The organism is Pseudomonas sp. NPDC088885, assembly GCF_044750025.1.
GTDB classification, from domain to species: Bacteria; Pseudomonadota; Gammaproteobacteria; order Pseudomonadales; family Pseudomonadaceae; genus Aquipseudomonas; species Aquipseudomonas rustica.
In genome coordinates, this window is record NZ_JBIVJB010000037.1 from 25083 (window position 1) to 42909 (window position 17827).

A 17827-nucleotide genomic window follows, 5' to 3' on the forward strand; every position below is an offset into this window, starting at 1 on the left:
ATGCTTAGCTCGCTATGTATGAACAGAGGCCCGCAGCCCGAAAGGACGGCGGGCTTTTTTGTATCCACTTGTCGACAAATGCGAAACATTGGCATAGCTCTTGTATTCGTCAGGGGGCACTAGGGAGGGGGAAAAGAACGTCAATCGTTCTGTCATAAACCTTGGATAACGTAGCCGCTCACGAACGGGGAGAGAGCGCTGAAATGAACGCCGAAGTGAACGTAATCAGCGAGCGGACTTTGCATCCCATGGCCGTTAACGGCGAATCGCTCCACCGCGTTGCGCACTGGTTGAAATCCAATGGAACGCGTCAGATCAGGGTTCCTGATCCGCGCCGGATGATGATCGAGCGCTACCCCGCTGACCTGTTCAGCGAGGACGAACTGGAAGCGTTGTGGGATGTGCTGGAAGGATAAGAAGAACAACAGGGATGGGTGAAAGCGCTGCCGGGATGGCGGCGCTTTTTTTATGCTTTTTCTTCGGCTGGTGTGAGGACGTAGAAATTTATGCGTGGAAGGTCATCCCACGTAACAAAGAGAACTCTACCTAGAATACTGTTGGGGCCCGGTTTAATACTGTTGACAGAAAAGTCGAAAATCTTACGGTTACCCTCCGACGAGGTGAACTCCTCTCTAAAATCAAGGTAGGGGATCTCGCTATCTTCGTTACGGTAAAGTTGAATGACGATGATGGCCCTGCGATCAGGGTCTATAGCGAATCCGCTGATTTTCAAAGGCAGTGGAAATGCGCCATCTGATATCGGCGAGTTCCACCCACCGAATCCGTTTGAACTGTTCACTGTGTTTGGCATGACCTCACCCCCAGCATGTTTTATTGAAGTTGTTACTTTTTACTGCCTGGGCGCTTCTTTTTACACCTGTAAAATCTGACAGTCCCGACTAGCGGTACTTCGTTCCCAAGAGTGGGCACGATCTTCAAAAAAGATCGCGCCACTTTGTAGGAGTCGGTTTGCGAGTCCGCGAATGATCAGAATGAATACGTCCCCGTCATCACAACACTTCGCGGCGCCCCCGGCTGAATCTGCGCAGCACTGGTCGCCGACGCGTAATACTCGCGATCAGTAATATTGTTCAGCGCCCCGCGCAAATCCCAATCTTCCATCCGGTAACCCACCAGCGCATCCCAACGTCCATAACCCGGCAACACGGTTGTATTGAGGTTATCGGCATAGCGCTGGCCAACCAGCGTCAGCCCGGTTTCGCCATACCAGCCCATCTCCGGTTTCCAGGTCAGGAACAAGCTGCCGTTATGCTTGGCGACGTTGTTGATGCGTTTGCCTTCCAGACCGTTGTTGTCCTTCTCGATCGTCGCGTCCTGCACGCCGACCCCGCCGCGCACGTACCAGTTGCCGGCGATTTTGCCGGTGCCGGTCAGTTCAATCCCGCGTGAACGTTGCACGCCGGTGAGCACGGTTACGGTCGGATCGTTTGGATCTGCAGTGCGGCGGTTGTAGAGCTCAAGGTCGTAGATCGCCAGCGTGGTGCTCAGGCGATCATCGAGCCAGTCGCTCTTCACGCCGATTTCTTTCTGCTTGGTCAGCTCCGGGCTCAGGTCATTGGAGTTGCCCGCTGCACCCGGGGTGATGCCGATCAGACCGCCGCCCACTGGCGAAAAGGTTTTAGTCCATGAGGCGTAGAACGAGTGATTGTGCAGCGGCGTCCAGACCAGACCCACGCGCGGGCTGGTGCTGTGGCTGTCGCGGTCTTCGCTGATGTTTTTCAACTGGTTGGTCGACTCGATGTCGAAGGTGTCGTAACGCAAACCGGCGAGCACTTGCCATTGATCGTTCAGGCGCAATTGATCCTGCACGTACAGGGCACGGCTTTCGACTTCGGTGTGAGTGTCGCTGGATACCTGCATGCGCCCGGTGTGGCGCAAATCGCGATTGGGGTTGTACAGATCCAGCGCCGGCACTGGCGAGCTGCCGGGGCCCGTGGTCGCCGCGTTGTACAGCTTCGGGTCGCGGCGTTGACTGCCGGTCTCGATCCCGGTCAGCAGACGATGCTCCAGACCAAAGGTGTCGAAACCGCCTTCCAGCTCAATGTTGTTGTAGATGTTGCGGGTGGTCAGATCCTGCTGCCAGTGCTGACGCGTGACCTTGTTGGTCGCCGGGACATAACCGGTGAGGTAGGTGTTGTCGAAATCACTGTCGAGTTTGAACACGCCGAGGGTCTGGCGCAGTTGCCAGTTTTCGTTGATTTCGTAAGTGAGCTTGGAGCGCAACGACTGGGTTTTGTCGTCGATGAAATCGTGTTCGTTGCCATAAGTGGTGTCGCGCCCGACATCGGCCGGACGACCGTTGACCCCCGGAATGCCGCGATCCGGCGTGCGGTTGTAGCGGCTGTATTCGTACTGCACCAGCCAGTTGAGATCCGGGCTCAGTTGCCAGTTCATCGACGGCGCGAACAACTGGCGGTTGCCACTGACGCCATCGCGGAAGCTGTTTTCGTCCATGTTGCCCATGTTCAGGCGCAGGCTGATGTTCTCGCTCGGATCGGCGCTGAGGTCGGCGTAAAGACTGCGCAAATCTTCGCTGCTGCCTTGGGCTTCAATCGTTGAGCGGCGGCCGAATTCCGGCATTTTGCTCACGCGGTTGACGATGCCGCCCTGGCTGCCACGGCCATACAACACAGCGGCCGGGCCCTTGAGCACTTCGACGCGTTCGATGTTGTGCATGTCGCGCTTGTACTGGCTGTCGTCGCGGATGCCGTCCAGATAAAAGTCGTTGCTCGCATCGAAACCCCGGATGCGCAGGCTGTCGAAACGTGTGTCGGCGCCGCTGCTGACGTTGGGAATGCCGCTCAACGCATCGCCAATGTCGTTGGTGCCGTAGTTCGCCACATTGGCGGTCTTGATCGAATCGATGGCCTGCGGCACGTAGCGCACCGGCGTCGAGGTGCGAGTCGCGGTGTTGCTGACCTTTACGCGTGGATCATCGTCTTCGGCTTCGGCAGCGCTGATCGATGTTTCAGGCAGTGTTGTAGGAGCAGCGTAGGAAAAACCGGCAGACAGCAGGGCAGAAAGGCCAAAGCTGTAGGACGTCAGGCGAAAAGGGGCAGGCATTGAAGAAAACATCCGTAGGATTTTTAGGCTGTAGCATGTAGGACGCGGATGATAATGCTTGCTATTTACTTTCGTTAATTATTCCTGGGAAGTTCCGCTGCTGGATTGTTTCGGATTGTGTCTCAGCCCGTACAACGCGCTAGTTGAGCGAAATAAACCAACTCGTGAGGGCAATCATGGACGCGATAAGCCGTTGAAAAATCTTCCTCTGCGCGACGTCAAAATCACTGGTTGTCACCGATTCCTTGCAACCCGCTATCGCAAAATTTACGTTTCTTAGACGAATTTCGCCTATTTAAAGACGATTCTTGAAATTGACACATTGTTCCGGGCGCGGCTACGATTCGGCCCAACGCCTGTGGCCAACCGCCATGACTCAAAATAATAAAAAGGCCCGCCACGACTTGGTCGTGGGCGGGCCTTTTTGTTTCGGGATGAAAAAAGAGTGCAAAAGCGCCGTTTCAGCCGTTCGACACAGCGCGTTTCAACCCGTAATAAGGAAAATAAAATGTTGAACAAGCGAATCAGCCTGATCGCTCTGGGGATGTTGAGCGCCACACAGGCCATGGCTAACGACCAGGCCGAGTCCAAGGGTTTTCAAGAAGACAGCAGCCTCAAAGTGCTGCTGCGCAACGCTTACATCAATCGTGACTACAAAGACGGCAACGACGACAAATCCGAGTGGGGCCAAGCGGCCATCGGTACGTTCTCGTCTGGCTTCACTCAAGGCACCATCGGTGTCGGTGTCGACGCTTTCGGTCTGTACGCACTGAACCTGGAACGCAGCGAAGATCGCAGCGGCGCCGGCGGTATCGACTTCTTCAAGAAGGGCGCCAGCGGTGCTCCGGCCGACGACCTGTCCAAGGGCGGCGCAGCGGTCAAATTCCGTCTGTCCAGCACCACCCTGACGTACGGTGACCAAATGCCGGCCCTGCCGGTGCTGAACTACGACAACTCGCGTCTGCTGCCGGAAAGCTACACCGGTACTTTGATCACTTCCAAAGAGATCAAAGGCCTGGAGCTTAACGCTGGTCGTTTCACCGCCGAATCGCGCAAGAGCGCGGAAGGCCGTGACAGCGGTGGTCTGAAATCGATCAACGTATTGGGCGGTAGCTACCAGTTCACCGAACAGTTCAAAGCGGCGCTGTACGCTTCCGACGTCGAAGACGTGCTGAAGAAGCAATACGTGAACGCCAACTACGTGTTCCCGATCGACAAGGATCAATCGCTGACCCTCGATTTCAACGGCTACCGCACCAAGCTGGACAATTCCTACGTCCGCGAAAGCGGTGCAACCGGCGACGACAACAAGATCTGGAGTCTGGCCGCGACTTTCGTCACCGGCCCGCACTCGTTCACCGTGGCGCACCAGCGTTCCACTGGAGACAGCAACCTGGGCTACGCCTACGGCGGCTATCAGAAAGATCAGGGTCGTGTCGGCGACGGTGGCAACACCATCTACCTGGCCAACTCCTACTGGTCTGACTTCAACGCTGAAGACGAACGCAGCTGGCAGTTGGGCTACGGCCTCGACTTCAGCGCTTTCGGCGTGCCGGGTCTGAGCTACAACGTTGCTTACGTACGTGGCGACAACATCACCACCTCGACCAGCGAAGGCGGCACCGAGCGCGAGATCTTCAACCAGTTCAAGTACGTCGTGCAAAGTGGCCCGGCCAAAGACCTGAGCGTGAAACTGCGCAGCTCGATCCTGCGCGTGTCGCAGAAGTCCAGCGAGTACAACGTCAGCGGCAACGAACTGCGTGTGTTCGTCGACTACCCGATCAACATCTTCTGATGATCGTTTAAGTGTAAAAACTTGAAAAAAGCCCCGATTCGCTCGGGGCTTTTTTTCGACGGTTTTTCGATGAAAACCAGAAAAAAACCATGTTTTTGTCATGTAAAAGTAGTTTTTAAGTCGCTTCAAACTTCGTTTCAAACAGGGCTTTAAATGCCTGAAATTCTTTCTCATGGACGCAAATTCTCCACCTAATAGATTAGGCCGCTCAACGCAGTGGAGAATTGGGTAATGATCGTTTTGAACAGAGAAGTGGGCGAATCGCTACGGCGCGACAAATTTGTCAACGTCCAGGGTGGTGACTTCAATCTCTACGGTCATTTTGCCGACTTCGTCAGACTGACCAAAAGTTGGGAAAACATGGAGCCTGACAGCTACTACGGTCAGGCCGAAGCCGGCATGCGTTACCGCCGTTACAGTGACTTCGAGTACAACCCGAAAACCCGCGAGCTGACGCAACTTGAGCATCGCGCCTACGTGCAGTCCAAAGAGAACAATGCCTACGTCGGCGGCCTGGTGCGGCACTTCCAGGACTTCTCCGATGAAGTGATTTCTTCGCCGGTAATGCGCAGCCTGATCGACACCGATTTCGAAGTGTACAAAAGCGTGTTGCCGGAAGAGCTGCACGATGAAATCTGGCAGTGCCAGATCCATCAGATCCGTATCGAGATCAAACCCGGCAAACAACTGGAAATCACTCCGGAAGGGATTCACTGCGACGGTTACCCGTTCAGCGGTGTGCACTTCTGGGGCCGCAACAACGTCGAGGGTGCCGAGAGTCGTCTGTACGACATCCACGAGCATCAACTGGCGTCGACCACTTACAAGGAAATTCTCGACACCACTTATTTCCTCGACCGCGACATGCGCCACTACGTGACCCCGGCGCGCAACAGCCACACCCATGCCATGGCGTATCGGCAGATTCTGGCGATTTCTTTCTCGCGGCCCGGGACCGCTTTCGACATTGTTCGCTAATCAGATCACCCCAATCGATGGCGTCGAGTGCTCGACGCCTGTGGTGCTGCGACGCGCCACGGCCAAGGATGCGCAGCGCATGGAGCGCTTCTTCCGCCAGTTCGACGAAGTGTCTTTCTGCGAATGGCAGGACGCCAAATGCCTGCGCGGCGTGCTGATTCAGAAAACCACCACGTCGTATCTCGCCTTCGACGTCGCCGGCGAAATCGTCGGCGCGGTGCTTGGCGGCATGCTCGGCAGTCGCGGCACCATCAATCATCTGGCCGTCAGCCCGCGCTATCGCAGCCAGGGTGTCGGTCAGCGTCTGGTTGAAGCGGCGTCGTCCGACATGAAGCGTGTCGGCGTGTTGCGGATGTTTCTGTTCGTCGACGATGCTAACCTCGCGGGCAAGCGTTTTTGGACTGCCCAGGGTTTTTGCGAGCCCCACGGCGAACGGACATTTGAGAGGGATCTATGAATGAACGGTCCGGCAGTGCGCCGCTGATGGTCACCCATCAGCCATCGCGCACATTTGCCGAAGCCAGCCCGGTGGTCGCCGGCTACTTCACGGTGTCGTTTGTGTTCGGGCTGATGGCCGTCAACGCCGGGTTGCCGATGTGGCTGCCGGTGGCGATGTGCCTGTTCGTCTATGCCGGCGCTTCGCAATTCGCCGCGCTGGCGCTGATCTCCAGCGGCGCGTCGCTGACCACCATTGTGCTGACCACTTTTTTGATCAACGCGCGGCACATGTTGATGTCGGTGTACATGGCCAAAGCCCTGCGCGCGCTCGGTTTGAGCCGCATGGAGCGTTGGGCTTACGCCGGCGGCCTGACTGATGAATCCTTCGCCTTCCACAGTGTGAAACTCGGCACCGGCGCGCCGGTTAACGTGCGCTATCTGATCGGCTTCAACCTGTTCTGCCACACCTCGTGGGTGCTCGGCGGATTGCTCGGCGCGGTGTGTGCCCAGTACGCGGCGCACCTGATCAAATATCAGCTCGACTACGCACTGACGGCGATGATGCTCTACGTGCTGGTGTCGCTGTGCAACACGCGCAACAAACTGATCGCCGCTGCGGCTGCGGTGATCTGCATGGGCGCCCTGAGCCTGGTCGGCGGCTCGCCGTTTAATGTGTTTATCGCCACGTTTGTGGGCTGCGGAGTGGGTGTATGCCTGACCAAACGTTCCTGATTCTGGTAGTGGTGCTGATGATGGCCGTGACCTTCCTGCCGCGCGCCTTGCCGCTGCAAATCAACACCGAGCACTGGCCGCCGTTTGTCGCGCGGGCGCTGGAATACTTGCCGGTGGCGATCGTCGCTGCGATCAGCCTGACTCCCTTGTTGATCAAGGATCAGCACATACAGCTCGATCGCCCGGAATTCTATGCCGCGATTCCGACGTTGTTATGTGCGTATTTCAGCAAAAACCTCTTTCTCAGTGTGGCGGTTGGGACGGCTGCGTACATTGCGCTCGGCTCGTTCATGTAACGGCAGATCGACAACATCGCTGAGTGCCTGGCGCGACAACTCCGAGTTGTTCACCGCCAGGCGCACTTCGAGGAAGTCCTCGAACCCCGGGAAAATCGTCAGGCCGTTTTTCTGCGCAGCTTCACGCGAGACCATGCCGACCGCGTCCATCTGCGTGATCAACGACAACGTCAGCGTCTCGCTGCATGAATAGACCATGCGCTGACCGTTCTCGTGATTGCCCAGCCCGGCGTCGAGAAAACGCAAAAAGCTGTGGGAATAAGGACAATCTTCTGCAGGACGTACCTGAAACTTGTTGCCCAGTAACGTCAGCGGATCGTTCTCCTGCCCGCAATGCGCGCCGACCACCTGCACCTGCACTTCGGGCAAGACAATGCTCGGCAAACCCGGACGCTGCGGGCCGATCAGCACCGCAAGATCAAAGTCTTCGTTCTTCAGCTTGCTGAGATTTTCCATCGACTCGGCGTAGCTGAATTCCATCTGATAATCGGGAAACACCTCGATCAGGCGCCCGATCATTCGCCGGTTGAAGTCAGTCGACAACGTGTTGTTCAACGCAACCTTCAACGTCCGCTGGCCCGGCACCTTCAGCGCCTCGACCTTTTCTTCCATCTGTCGCGTGGCAATCAGCACTTTGTCCATATACGGCGTCAGCTCAGTGCCTTGCGGCGTCAGCGTCAGCCCTTTGTTGGAACGACGAAACAAGCGGAAACCGAACTGCTCTTCGACCTTGTTCAACTGCGCGGCCAACGCCTGCACAGTCAGGCACGAATGCTCGGCTGCGGCCGACAAAGAGCCGGTCTGCACGATGCGCATCAGGTTGCGTAAGGTTCTGCTATCCATGGGTAATGCCCTCTAAAGTGGGCTGGGTATTGTTGTTTACGAGACTGCCGGTTCGGCGGCCATATGCTGGGTATATTCCTGTACCTGAGCATAGTTGTCGCGGGTTTAGTAGCGAATTGATGTCCCCGCCGATGGCTGGAGGCTGACACAGGATCGGGGTTTTTGGGGGGAGGGGGGTGATGGGGGTCAAAAAAAGTGCTTGGTTTTGGTGCAAGGCAGTGATTTTTCAGTGGGAAAAGGCTGACAACGTTAGTGGTTTTGGCCTGCGAAATACGTGGATGCGTCTTAAGCGAAATTGCGATGGAGCTGATTGCGGTGACTCGTCAAAGCAGATGAAGTAGCAGTGGGAAGGCATCAAGCCTATGTGGCTGCGGATCTGAATGAGGTAAGCGAAGTGAGTGCATCACAAGAAGCGGTTGATCTGGACTGCCCAAATGGCACCCGGCAGTACCAGGTTATGGAGATTCGAGAGCGGCCTTCCGTTGCACGAATCCCTTCGGAGAAGACTGCTCAAGCGATGTTGGAAGCACTAACTATTTTGCAGCGATTCGAGTCAGCCGACGGAGTGCTCAAATAATCCAGGCAATAAAAAACCGACATCGCTGTCGGTCTTTTTTTGCTCCCCAGATAGGGAAAGAGGTCTCACCCGGACGCTGATCTTCAGGTCATCAGTGGGGTTCCTAACGCCGACTAACGCCACCTGATGGCAGTCGGTTTCGCGCTCTTGGGCCGATTCTCGGCATCGCGAGTAAAACTGTCAATTAGAAGCCAGGTCATTGTTTCTACGCTTGCGAATCACATTTATAGTTTGGTTCATATCTGTACTAGTATCAAAGCAAGACAAATCAGGAGAGGCGCAATGACTACCTCATCCCAAGCCTTCACCCCACGCGAACAACTCGACGCCCCCGAAGCCGGTCGCGTCGCGTTGAAGTTCTTCTTCAACCTCATGGAGTGCTGGGGCTGCAGCGCTGAGCAGCAACGCACATTACTCGGCGGCGTTGGTAACACCACGTTTTACAAATACAAACATCTGCCGAACATACGTCTGCCTAACGACACCCTTGAGCGCATCTCCTACCTGATGGGTATTCACAAGGCGTTGAGCATCATCTTCAGCAACAGCCGCGAGCGCGCTTACACGTGGGTCAGCAGCCCTAACACGGCGGCGCCGTTCAATGGGCAAACGGCGCTGGATTACATGCTGGCCGGACGCGTGGTCGATATCGCCGATGTGCGCCGCTACCTCGATGGGGTGCGCGGTTGAAGGCGCCCGATTTGGTTGATGTGCCGTGGCCGCGAGCCTACCGGATCGTCAACAGCAGCTTCCCGCCGATTGCGCTGTTTGAAGATGTGCTCGATCCCGAAGACCTGGAAATTGCCTACGCGATTGAGGCGCTGACCAATGATCGATTGATAGAGCAGGCCGGGGTTCTCGCCCGAGTGCGTCCCGAAGATCGACTCTCCGGCCCCGGATCGACTCCGGTGATGGCTGCGTTTACTCATATCGGCAAACGCAGCCGTTTCTGCGACGGCACCTTCGGCGTTTACTACGCCGCAAGCAGTCAGGCGGCTGCCATCGCCGAGACCTGTTATCACCAGGAGCGATTTCTGGCGGCGACCCAGGAAGCGGATCTTGAGTTGACCATGCGCACTTACGTCAATCGGGTGGTTAAACCGTTACACGACATTCGTCACGATCATCCCGAACTGCACAATCCGGATCCTGAGGCTTATGGGCCGTCTCAGGTTTTCGCCCGGCAACTGCGCGAAACCGAGTCATGGGGACTGCTCTATAACAGCGTTCGATCGCCGGGCCATGAATGCGTCGCCGCGTTTCGGCCGCCAGCGGTATCGATTCCGAAGCAGGGCAAGCATTTGCGCTATGTGTGGAGTGCGAGTCAGCAGAAGATTTCGTTTGTGCTTGAGATCAGTCAGGTCTGAAACGCAAAAAGCCCTCGCATCAGCGAGGGCCTTACACCGGTGTTTACATCAACGGCTTGTCCGACGGCGCATCCATCACTTTCACTACATCATCGATCAGCGCTTTGCTTAACTCCTGCAGATATTGCGAGGCATAAGCGTGAAGATCAGGGTCTCGCGAGATTGAAGTGTCCGCAGTGAGCAAACGTGAGATGTAAAGCAAATGGGATGCGTGGGAAAGCGCGGCGATTACCGGCACACCACGGTTGGTGCGGAACATCGCTTGATTGGATTGAAATGAAAAGTGGGTGAGGCCGAGTGTTTTCAGATCTTGAGAATGGGTCATTTCGCTTCACCTGCAGTTCGAGAAGGGCGGCGTGAAGTGACCGGGGTTACTGACGGATCAATGGCTTTCATTTGTGAACTCCCTGTATCAAATGAGAGCTGCCGATTCGTTATCAGACGAATGGGTGGCAGCTATGCGCGGGCTGATAAACCGGAGATACAGGAACCCGGCAGACCCGAAGGTCTCCCACGCACAGCCGCCATTGCACGTGAACGCTGACACTAAAAAAAGCGTCAGCAATCGTGAGTTGGGGCGCTGGTGCGCCTGCATCTTACGCGGGTTCTCAGGCCCGGTCGCTGAATTGGCAGCGACGGGTTTGACGGTAGCTTGGGGAGCAGCAGGCGCGCAATCGTGGCCAGTAGTGGCTTGCCTTCCTTCTCGTTACAGCAGATTTCTCAGGATTTCGCGCCAAGTATTCTCAGTCGCGACTTGCATTTGACCTTTATTCAACAACAGAACGAGGAGATCAGCGATGGTCGATGAACTGCAGCAATTCCAGCAGGACTTGCTGGAATCTGTACGTCAGATGAGGGCTGGAAAGGCTGCACGCGTGACTCAAGTGACGCTCTCTGCGGTGGAGGAACCAAGCATCGGATGATCAAGCGATATTGGATTGGGAAACCTGATTTCTATCGAGCCCGCCAGCCCAGGGCACTGAGAAGTGCTGCTTAACCCAAACACCATTGCGGTTGCCGTTTCCAGTCATCTGGAAATCCCATAAGTTTCAAATAACCTTGCTCCCTCTCGTCCATCATTTCGGCCAGGTGAAATTTCCACTGGCTGTCCGGGCTGATCAAATCGGTCAGATACGCCAGCATCGTTAACACTATATATAGCCGCTGCTTGGGCTGAGGCCGGTCGCCAGGCGCATTTTGGATGACCCATTCTTTAGGTAAGGAGGGTCGAATCGAGAGTTCTCGGTTCCATAGTCGTGAGTGGTGGGCGCAGCAGTTTCGAATGAAGGTCAGAGTGTGGAGCCAGGAGGCCAGCACTTCGAAGGGGAGATTGAATCTGCTCGCGATCGATTTTTTGTCGACGCTTTTGCCTATGGCATTGAACAGGGTGGACACCGTTCCAAGGCTGAGTTCTTCCAGAACAGCCCAGGCGGGCGGCAATTCGGGGTGGGAATAGGTCGATCCGTAGAATCGAAAATAGTTATCACGCGTGCGATTTTCAATTCGCTGCTGCTGAACCTGATCTGCTCGGCTGCTCTTTTTTATGCGATCAATCTCACGTCCAAGTTTGTTGCGTTCCTTGCTCAATTGATCTCGCAGGGGCCGCAATAAATCGCCATGTGAATATGAGGAGGAGAAGATTGACGCATCAGCTAGCCAGTCAGGCCCGTACTTTGGGCACATGTGATTGCTGATCGTCGCTCGTATGGCGACTTCGACACGTTCGATAGCATCCATGGTTATGCGTCGCAACGAGCCATCGAAGCGGTAGATGTCGACGACTGCTTTCAGAGTGCTACCAGGCTTGAAGGTGTGTTCAGGGTTTGTTTCCTGAAAAGGGCGCATGTAGGGACTCAGGCGGAACAGCGTGACCACTTCCAGGAAACGCATGGCGCGGTCGTCGTTTACGACTTGCAGGCCTCGTTGCTTTAGCAGTTCCAATTGCTGTTCTACGCTGAGGGCCGGCTTGTCGAAGGGCCTCATGTAGTTTTCTCCAGGCAAAAAAAACCCGCACGATTTGAGCTTGCTGACTGGGTCAACCTAGGCTTGGCGGGTGTGTTGGGGTGCATTATAGGTAGGTGCAAGAGCCCGTCAATGTTGGGCTGATGTGAAATTGTAACGGGTCGAGGTGCGGAGGGCGGAGTTCGGTCTGGTGATTGAGATAAGGCGTCGTGGTTTTGTCGCAGCAATGTGGAAGCTCCTCAGGAGTTCCAAACGCCAGAAACAACAAAGCCCCCGCATTTCTGCAGGGGCTTTGTTTTGTATGGTGCCGGCACCAGGAGTCGAACCCGGGACCTACTGATTACAAGTCAGTTGCTCTACCAACTGAGCTATACCGGCGTTGTGGGCGACGATTATAGCGACTGGATAATTTCTGTAAACCCCTGAATTCAGACTATTTTTGCATCTCTGCAAATCAAGCCTTTCTCAGTACATTTCGCAGCGTTTGCACTGCCTTCACAGTGCGGCTGTTTTGCAGGGCCAACAACTGCGCTTCGGCCTGCTCGGCGCGGTGCAGGGCGTCGACGAGTTGTTGGGCGGTGTCGAGTTCGCGGGGGCTCAGTGGGTGGGCGAGGGCGTGGCCTTGGCAGAGCTGGAAGTTGTCGAGGTTGCACGGTGGGATGTCGAAGGCGGGTTTGAGGCTCAGGTGTTCGTCGGCGAGGAACCAGGTGTTGAGGCCGTCGAACAGGATCGACTGGTAGCCGGCGTCGGTGACCAGGTGTTCCCACGTGTGGTCGCGTTGCCATGGGGTTTCGATGACGATGATCCATGGGCGGAAGCGGCTGAAGTCCATGCCGCGCAGGACGGTTTCCTCGTGGCCTTCAACGTCGATTTTGAGGAAATGGATCGGTCGGTCGGCGGCGTATTGTTCGCAGATCGAGGTCAGTGTGCGCGCTTTGACGGTAAGGCTGCGCACGTCCATGCCGAGGTCTTTGCGTTGCTGGGCGACGGCGGGGTCGGCGGTGGAGAGGCCGGTGCCGGGAATGCCGTAGAAGGTCATTTCGCCGGGCTGGTCGCTGGCGACGCATTGCACCGTCGCGTCGCGTGGTCGCGCCTGGCACAGCGCGTCGTAATAATTTTGCATCGGTTCGACGTTAACGCCGCGCCAGCCGTGATCGTAGAAGGCTTTGGTGACGGAGTCGTGGCTCGGGTCGTTGGCGCCGACATCGATGTAGAAGCCGTGCTCGAACTGTTTGAGTGCGCGCCAGAGGCGGACGTCTTCAAAATTCTGTGCGTAAGAAATGAACGTCACGGTCGCTTCCTGTCGGTCAGATTTTTCTTGTTTGAATGTGCGCTGCCGGCGCGCTGTGACCTGTATAGCAAGGGTGGAAAGCTGCTGCAATTATTCCCTGGGCGCTGCTGATTTTCGGCGGTTATGTCGTTTTGATTGGCGGCTTATGCACAACCGAGCACCGTGAAGACGTGCTTAGGCCGGTTTTTGTGGACGCGTTCTCATTTTGTTCGCAAATCCCTGTTTTATTGGTTTTTTCTTTATGTGAACAAAAAATGACCAGAGCTGTTTCAGTACCGAAACAGGCGTGGATATTGGATCCGAGTAAAATCCATCAACAGAGTTATCCACAGGCTGGCGGTGGTTTATTCGCGTTCGGCCAACAACAGAAAATTGCGCGGGGTCAGCGCTGATTCGCAGAAGGTGCCGAGGCGTACGGCGTATCCCTGTTCGGTGAGGAAAAGTGCCCGATCGAGGTTCAGCCAAAGCTCCAGTGGTCGTCGGAATAATCCGCGCAGCAGTTCCAGATTGCGCACTTCGGCCAGTCGTTGCCATCCCGCCGCTTCCAGTGCGGCCCAATCTGGCGTGCCGACTGTGGATAACTCTTTGAGATCGGCCAGATCGCGGCAGTAATCGGCGAACGGTTTGTCCAGCCAAGCGCTGGGCAGGGAGGGCGTTGGCAAGTATTCGTCGACGCCGCGCACTTGCCGTTGCAACAGGTCGAAAGCGAGGCGACGGGCCATCGAGGTGTCGCGCTGACGTCGGACGCGTGCACCGGCGGTAACGGTTTCACTCATCGGCAGAGCGAGATCTTCCAGCGAGAGTTGTAGGAACGATGCCGATCCTGCGGAGGACAAGGCCTGATACTCGCTACGACTGATGCGGTTGTAGCAGCAGGGCGCGATCGCCATGTGCAGGCAACCTGCGGCGCTGGCCAGTTGCATTAACCGCACATGCAGATCGCCACACGCGTGGAGGGCGACGGGCGTGTGATTCGCGCTCAATACAGCAGAGGCGTTCGCCGCCAGTACATCCTGTTCCACATGCAAAGCGTGCAAGTGATGACGCTGACTTAACGCCTGTCCGCTGGCGACCAACAGAGGATCGTATTCAACGCAAGTCAGTTGCTGCCCCGATCCCAACAAGCGCCGCCCCAAATGCCCCTTGCCCGAACACCAATCCAGCCAATGCGTCGGCTGCGAGGCAAAAGCCAAACGACTGGCAAACGCCTCGATCTGCTGCCACTTGCGCCCCGGCACATCGACATTCAACCGATGCCCCGCAGCGTCCAGCGTATGCCCCGGCAGCTCACCCACCGCGCTCAACTCAGCCGACAACGCGGCCAGTGAAGCAAACGGCTCCGGCGCATCAACAAGATCTGCAGGTTGGTTGTGAGCGTTTTCCGCGTCTTCCAGCGACCGTCCGCGTAGCCACAAGGCTAGCTCCGGGTAGGACGCTTCCCAAGCGAGCGAAAGATGGGTGAACGGTCGAGGTTTCCACAGCGCTTGATGCTCAATCAAAAAAGCATCCAGCGCGGTGAAGCGGGCGAGTAAGTCCTCGCCCGTCAGCACGTAGGAAGAATCAACGCCCTTGGCAGGCATCGACGCGCAGCCAGCGCTCCAGCAGCTTGAAGCCGCGCACGAGCACGTAAGCCATCAGCAGATAGAACACCCCCGCCGCGAAGAAGATTTCTACCGGCAGATAGGTGCGCGCAATGATCGTGCGCGCCATGCCGGTCAGTTCCAGCAAGGTCACGGTGCTGGCCAGCGCACTGGCCTTGAGCATCAGGATCACTTCGTTGCTGTAGGCCGGCAGGCCGATGCGCGCTGCGCGCGGGAGGATGATGTAGAACATCGCTTTCGGCTTGGACATGCCCAAGGCTCGCGCCGCTTCGATTTCGCCCGGAGGAATCGCCTGAATCGCCCCGCGCAGAATCTCGGCGATGTACGCCGCCGTGTGCAGGGTCATGGTCACCGTGGCGCACCAGAACGGATCGCGCAGGTACGGCCACAACGCACTTGCGCGCACCGCGTCGAACTGCGCCAAACCGTAATAAACCAGAAACAGCTGAACCAAAAGTGGCGTGCCACGGAAAAAGAAGATGTAGGCGTAAGGCAGCGAGCGCACGTACCAGAGCTTGGAGGAGCGGGCGATGCCTAGCGGAATCGCCAGCAGCAAACCGGCGATGACAGCGATGGCCACCAGTTCCAGAGTCAGGGTCGCGCCCTGCGCCAGTTTCGGCAGCCATTTGATGATGACTTCCCAGTTCATTTAAGCGCTCCTCGCAAAGCCGCGAGCGGCGCGTTTTTCCAGGAAGTGCATGCCGGTCATCGCCAGCACGGTCAGGCCCAGGTACATGATCGCGGCGACCATATAGAAGGTGAACGGTTGTTTCGACACGGTCACGCCGATTTGCGCGTGACGCATGATTTCTTCCAGGCCGATCACCGAGACCAGCGCGGTGTCTTTCATCAGAATCATGAACAGATTGCCCAGACCGGGCAGGGCGATGCGCCACATCTGCGGCATGATCAACCGGGTGAAGATCCGCCATTTCGACAGGCCCAGGGCCTGGCCGGCCTCACGGTGGCCTTTGGGAATGGCGAGGATCGCACCGCGGAACACTTCCGTGGCGTAGGCGCCGAAGCACAGGCCGAGGGCGATCACGCCAGCGGCGAAGGCGTTGAGTTGCAGGTCGGGGTTGCCGAAAAACTCACCGAGGGCGCGCATCAGGTTGACCGTACCGAAGTAGATCAACAGCACCCAGAGCAATTCCGGGACGCCACGCACGAGGGTCGAATAAGTGCCGCCAAGCCATTGCAGCGGCTTGTACGGGGAAGTCTTGGCCAAGGCGCCGAGCAGACCGAGCACCAGTCCCAGGCACAGGGCCGTGAGGGCCAGTTGGACGGTCATCAGCGCGCCGGCAGCGAGGGCCGGGCCGAATCCGTAGAGGTCGATAATCATGGAATTCTGTTCAAATTGCGGCAGGCAAAGTCGGGAGCCGGCGCCGTTGCATCACGGCGCCAGTCCCACAGGTCAGGATCAGTAGATGCTGAACGGGAAGTACTTGTCGTTGATCTTCTTGTAGGTACCGTCGGCGACGATTTCCTTCAGTGCAGCGTTCAACTTCTCACGCAGTGGGTCGCCTTTGCGCACAGCGATGCCGATCTTGTCGCTTTCTACGACCGGGTCACCTTTGAACTCGTAGTTCTTGCCAGCGTCGCTTTTCAGCCAGTCATAGTTGGCATACTTGTCGGCGAGGATCGCGTCGACACGACCGGAGGTCAGGTCGAGGTAGGCGTTTTCCTGGGTGTCGTAGAGGCTGACTTTGATGTCATCGGCGTAGGTGTCTTCCAGCCAGGTACCGGCCAGGGTTGCACGCTGGGTACCGATGGTCTTGCCTTTCAGCGAGTCCTTGTCGGTTTTGAAGTCGACGTTTTTCGGTGCGATGAACTGCAGCTTGTTCGAGTAGTACGGGTCGGTGAAATCGACCGCGCCTTTGCGCTCTTCGGTGATCGACAGCGAGGAGATCAGGAAGTCGAACTTCTTCGCGTTCAGGGCCGGAATGATGCCGTCCCAGTCGGACGTGACCACGCTGCACTCGACTTTCATCTTCGCGCACAGGGCGTCGCCGATGTCTTTGTCGAAGCCGACTACGTTGCCGCTGGCGTCTTTGTTGTTGAACGGCGGGTAGGCCGCTTCGATGCCCATCTTCAGGGTTTCAGCCATGGCACCGGCGCTGAACGCGAGGGTGACGGCGGCGGCCAGGAAGACCTTTTTATAGTTCTGCATGCATGTTGCTCCGTTAGCGGTTGCTGGACATGAATTGTTTGCAGCGCGCCGAAAGCGGGTTTTCGAACACCTGCTGTGGCGATCCTTGCTCTTCTATAAGGCCTTGGTGAAGGAACACCACTTCGCTGGAGACCTGACGGGCGAAGCCCATTTCGTGGGTCACGAGCAGCATGGTGCGGCCTTCTTCGGCCAATGCGCGGATGACACTAAGTACTTCCTGAACCATTTCCGGGTCAAGCGCCGAGGTGGGCTCGTCGAACAGGATCACCTTCGGTTGCATCGCCAGCGTGCGGGCAATCGCCGCGCGTTGTTGCTGACCGCCGGACAATTGCGCCGGGTATGCATGGCGTTTGTCGGAGATGCCGACCTTGGCCAGCAGCGCTTCGGCGACTTCGATCGCTTCAGCTTTGCTCTGACCGAGCACGCGACGCGGGGCCTCGATGATGTTGTCGAGGATGCTCATGTGCGGCCACAGATTAAAGTTTTGAAACACAAAACCAATCTCGGAGCGCAGGCGGTTGATCTGTTTGCCGTCGGCGGCAACCAGTTCGCCATTCTTGGCGGCCTTGAGCTTGAGTTCTTCACCGGCCACCAGAATCTGGCCCTGGTGCGGGTTTTCCAGCAGGTTGATGCAACGCAGGACGGTGGAGTTGCCGGAACCGGAGGAACCGAGGATCGAGATCACATCGCCGT

General features: G+C 56.9%; 19 protein-coding genes, 1 tRNA gene and 1 pseudogene. 10 read left to right on the top strand and 11 right to left on the bottom strand.

Going from position 1 to position 17827, the window contains the following annotated elements; all coding sequences use genetic code 11:
• The first annotated feature begins 203 nt into the window (after nt 1-203).
• Both ACIP1X_RS16310 and ACIP1X_RS16315 read left to right on the top strand, forming a co-directional pair.
• Nucleotides 204-416, top strand: a complete 213-nt coding sequence (locus ACIP1X_RS16310; protein ID WP_053116553.1) for a hypothetical protein — start codon at nt 204-206, stop codon at nt 414-416.
• Between the two features lie 264 nt (nt 417-680).
• Nucleotides 681-890 carry a hypothetical protein gene (locus ACIP1X_RS16315; protein ID WP_400753558.1) on the top strand — a complete coding sequence of 70 codons (210 nt, stop codon included), beginning with the start codon at nt 681-683 and terminating at the stop codon, nt 888-890.
• 97 nt (nt 891-987) lie between these two features.
• Here the strand turns inward: ACIP1X_RS16315 and ACIP1X_RS16320 are convergent, their stop codons facing one another.
• Nucleotides 988-3084, bottom strand: a complete 2097-nt coding sequence (locus ACIP1X_RS16320) for a TonB-dependent receptor (protein ID WP_400753559.1) — start codon at nt 3082-3084, stop codon at nt 988-990.
• A gap of 508 nt (nt 3085-3592) precedes the next feature.
• Between ACIP1X_RS16320 and ACIP1X_RS16325 the strand changes: the two genes are divergently transcribed.
• From ACIP1X_RS16325 to ACIP1X_RS16345, 5 genes are all read left to right on the top strand, one after another.
• Nucleotides 3593-4879 (top strand): OprD family porin, encoded by a 1287-nt coding sequence (locus ACIP1X_RS16325; protein WP_053116556.1) that lies wholly within the window; start codon nt 3593-3595, stop codon nt 4877-4879.
• Nucleotides 4880-5110: 231 nt separating this feature from the next.
• The gene (locus ACIP1X_RS16330; RefSeq protein ID WP_400753561.1) at nt 5111-5857 is read left to right on the top strand and encodes a 2OG-Fe dioxygenase family protein; all 747 of its coding nucleotides are present in this window, start codon (nt 5111-5113) and stop codon (nt 5855-5857) included.
• A 79-nt stretch (nt 5858-5936) separates the two neighbouring features.
• Entirely contained in the window at nt 5937-6314 is a 378-nt protein-coding gene (locus ACIP1X_RS16335) for a GNAT family N-acetyltransferase (protein WP_053116558.1), read from the top strand.
• Entirely contained in the window at nt 6311-7027 is a 717-nt protein-coding gene (locus tag ACIP1X_RS16340; RefSeq protein WP_400753564.1) for an AzlC family ABC transporter permease, read from the top strand. The genes ACIP1X_RS16335 and ACIP1X_RS16340 overlap by 4 nt, the downstream gene beginning before the upstream one ends.
• Nucleotides 7006-7323: an AzlD domain-containing protein gene (locus ACIP1X_RS16345; RefSeq protein ID WP_053116560.1), complete on the top strand. Its 318-nt coding sequence runs from the start codon at nt 7006-7008 to the stop codon at nt 7321-7323. Before ACIP1X_RS16340 ends, ACIP1X_RS16345 begins: the two co-directional genes overlap by 22 nt.
• Here the strand turns inward: ACIP1X_RS16345 and ACIP1X_RS16350 are convergent.
• Nucleotides 7240-8166 carry a LysR family transcriptional regulator gene (locus ACIP1X_RS16350; RefSeq protein WP_053116561.1) on the bottom strand — a complete coding sequence of 309 codons (927 nt, stop codon included), beginning with the start codon at nt 8164-8166 and terminating at the stop codon, nt 7240-7242. The two genes, ACIP1X_RS16345 and ACIP1X_RS16350, sit on opposite strands and share 84 nt — an antisense overlap.
• Nucleotides 8167-9025: 859 nt before the next feature.
• On the opposite strand from ACIP1X_RS16350, the gene ACIP1X_RS16355 reads away from it, so the two are divergent.
• Together ACIP1X_RS16355 and ACIP1X_RS16360 are read left to right on the top strand one after the other, a co-directional pair.
• The gene (locus ACIP1X_RS16355; protein WP_400753566.1) at nt 9026-9433 is read left to right on the top strand and encodes an antitoxin Xre-like helix-turn-helix domain-containing protein; all 408 of its coding nucleotides are present in this window, start codon (nt 9026-9028) and stop codon (nt 9431-9433) included.
• Nucleotides 9434-9444: 11 nt separating this feature from the next.
• A complete protein-coding gene (locus tag ACIP1X_RS16360) occupies nt 9445-10110 on the top strand; it encodes an RES family NAD+ phosphorylase (RefSeq protein WP_400753580.1) in 666 nt (221 codons plus the stop codon).
• A 43-nt stretch (nt 10111-10153) separates the two neighbouring features.
• Here ACIP1X_RS16360 and ACIP1X_RS16365 read toward each other — a convergent pair whose 3' ends face one another.
• Nucleotides 10154-10435, bottom strand: coding sequence for a DUF3077 domain-containing protein (locus tag ACIP1X_RS16365; protein ID WP_400753569.1), 282 nt, complete (start codon nt 10433-10435; stop codon nt 10154-10156).
• Nucleotides 10436-10907: 472 nt separating this feature from the next.
• Between ACIP1X_RS16365 and ACIP1X_RS16370 the strand changes: the two are divergent.
• Nucleotides 10908-11018 (top strand): annotated as a pseudogene (locus tag ACIP1X_RS16370) (transcriptional regulator); the annotation flags it as partial.
• Nucleotides 11019-11103: 85 nt separating this feature from the next.
• Here ACIP1X_RS16370 and ACIP1X_RS16375 read toward each other — a convergent pair.
• From ACIP1X_RS16375 to ACIP1X_RS16410, 8 genes are all read right to left on the bottom strand, one after another.
• Entirely contained in the window at nt 11104-12093 is a 990-nt protein-coding gene (locus ACIP1X_RS16375; RefSeq protein ID WP_400753571.1) for an Abi family protein, read from the bottom strand.
• 281 nt (nt 12094-12374) lie between these two features.
• Nucleotides 12375-12450: transfer RNA gene (locus ACIP1X_RS16380), tRNA-Thr, on the bottom strand.
• Between the two features lie 76 nt (nt 12451-12526).
• Nucleotides 12527-13363, bottom strand: a complete 837-nt coding sequence (locus tag ACIP1X_RS16385; RefSeq protein WP_400753574.1) for an FkbM family methyltransferase — start codon at nt 13361-13363, stop codon at nt 12527-12529.
• 344 nt (nt 13364-13707) lie between these two features.
• Nucleotides 13708-14943 (bottom strand): methyltransferase, encoded by a 1236-nt coding sequence (locus ACIP1X_RS16390; protein WP_400753576.1) that lies wholly within the window; start codon nt 14941-14943, stop codon nt 13708-13710.
• Nucleotides 14924-15613, bottom strand: a complete 690-nt coding sequence (locus tag ACIP1X_RS16395; RefSeq protein WP_159815479.1) for an ABC transporter permease — start codon at nt 15611-15613, stop codon at nt 14924-14926. Before ACIP1X_RS16395 ends, ACIP1X_RS16390 begins: the two co-directional genes overlap by 20 nt.
• Nucleotides 15614-16306 carry an ABC transporter permease gene (locus ACIP1X_RS16400; RefSeq protein ID WP_007909165.1) on the bottom strand — a complete coding sequence of 231 codons (693 nt, stop codon included), beginning with the start codon at nt 16304-16306 and terminating at the stop codon, nt 15614-15616.
• Between the two features lie 78 nt (nt 16307-16384).
• Entirely contained in the window at nt 16385-17134 is a 750-nt protein-coding gene (locus ACIP1X_RS16405; protein WP_053116574.1) for an ABC transporter substrate-binding protein, read from the bottom strand.
• 13 nt (nt 17135-17147) lie between these two features.
• The coding region (locus tag ACIP1X_RS16410) for an ABC transporter ATP-binding protein (protein WP_400753578.1) at nt 17148-17827 on the bottom strand (680 nt) is incomplete at its 5' end.

Coding starts and splice junctions, on each gene's coding strand:
- ACIP1X_RS16310 (WP_053116553.1), top strand. CDS start 204: ATGAACGCCGAAGTGAACGTAATCAGCGAGCGGACTTTGCATCCCATG.
- ACIP1X_RS16315 (WP_400753558.1), top strand. CDS start 681: ATGACGATGATGGCCCTGCGATCAGGGTCTATAGCGAATCCGCTGATT.
- ACIP1X_RS16320 (WP_400753559.1), bottom strand. CDS start 3,084: ATGCCTGCCCCTTTTCGCCTGACGTCCTACAGCTTTGGCCTTTCTGCC.
- ACIP1X_RS16325 (WP_053116556.1), top strand. CDS start 3,593: ATGTTGAACAAGCGAATCAGCCTGATCGCTCTGGGGATGTTGAGCGCC.
- ACIP1X_RS16330 (WP_400753561.1), top strand. CDS start 5,111: ATGATCGTTTTGAACAGAGAAGTGGGCGAATCGCTACGGCGCGACAAA.
- ACIP1X_RS16335 (WP_053116558.1), top strand. CDS start 5,937: ATGGAGCGCTTCTTCCGCCAGTTCGACGAAGTGTCTTTCTGCGAATGG.
- ACIP1X_RS16340 (WP_400753564.1), top strand. CDS start 6,311: ATGAATGAACGGTCCGGCAGTGCGCCGCTGATGGTCACCCATCAGCCA.
- ACIP1X_RS16345 (WP_053116560.1), top strand. CDS start 7,006: ATGCCTGACCAAACGTTCCTGATTCTGGTAGTGGTGCTGATGATGGCC.
- ACIP1X_RS16350 (WP_053116561.1), bottom strand. CDS start 8,166: ATGGATAGCAGAACCTTACGCAACCTGATGCGCATCGTGCAGACCGGC.
- ACIP1X_RS16355 (WP_400753566.1), top strand. CDS start 9,026: ATGACTACCTCATCCCAAGCCTTCACCCCACGCGAACAACTCGACGCC.
- ACIP1X_RS16365 (WP_400753569.1), bottom strand. CDS start 10,435: ATGACCCATTCTCAAGATCTGAAAACACTCGGCCTCACCCACTTTTCA.
- ACIP1X_RS16375 (WP_400753571.1), bottom strand. CDS start 12,093: ATGAGGCCCTTCGACAAGCCGGCCCTCAGCGTAGAACAGCAATTGGAA.
- ACIP1X_RS16390 (WP_400753576.1), bottom strand. CDS start 14,943: ATGCCTGCCAAGGGCGTTGATTCTTCCTACGTGCTGACGGGCGAGGAC.
- ACIP1X_RS16395 (WP_159815479.1), bottom strand. CDS start 15,613: ATGAACTGGGAAGTCATCATCAAATGGCTGCCGAAACTGGCGCAGGGC.
- ACIP1X_RS16400 (WP_007909165.1), bottom strand. CDS start 16,306: ATGATTATCGACCTCTACGGATTCGGCCCGGCCCTCGCTGCCGGCGCG.
- ACIP1X_RS16405 (WP_053116574.1), bottom strand. CDS start 17,134: ATGCAGAACTATAAAAAGGTCTTCCTGGCCGCCGCCGTCACCCTCGCG.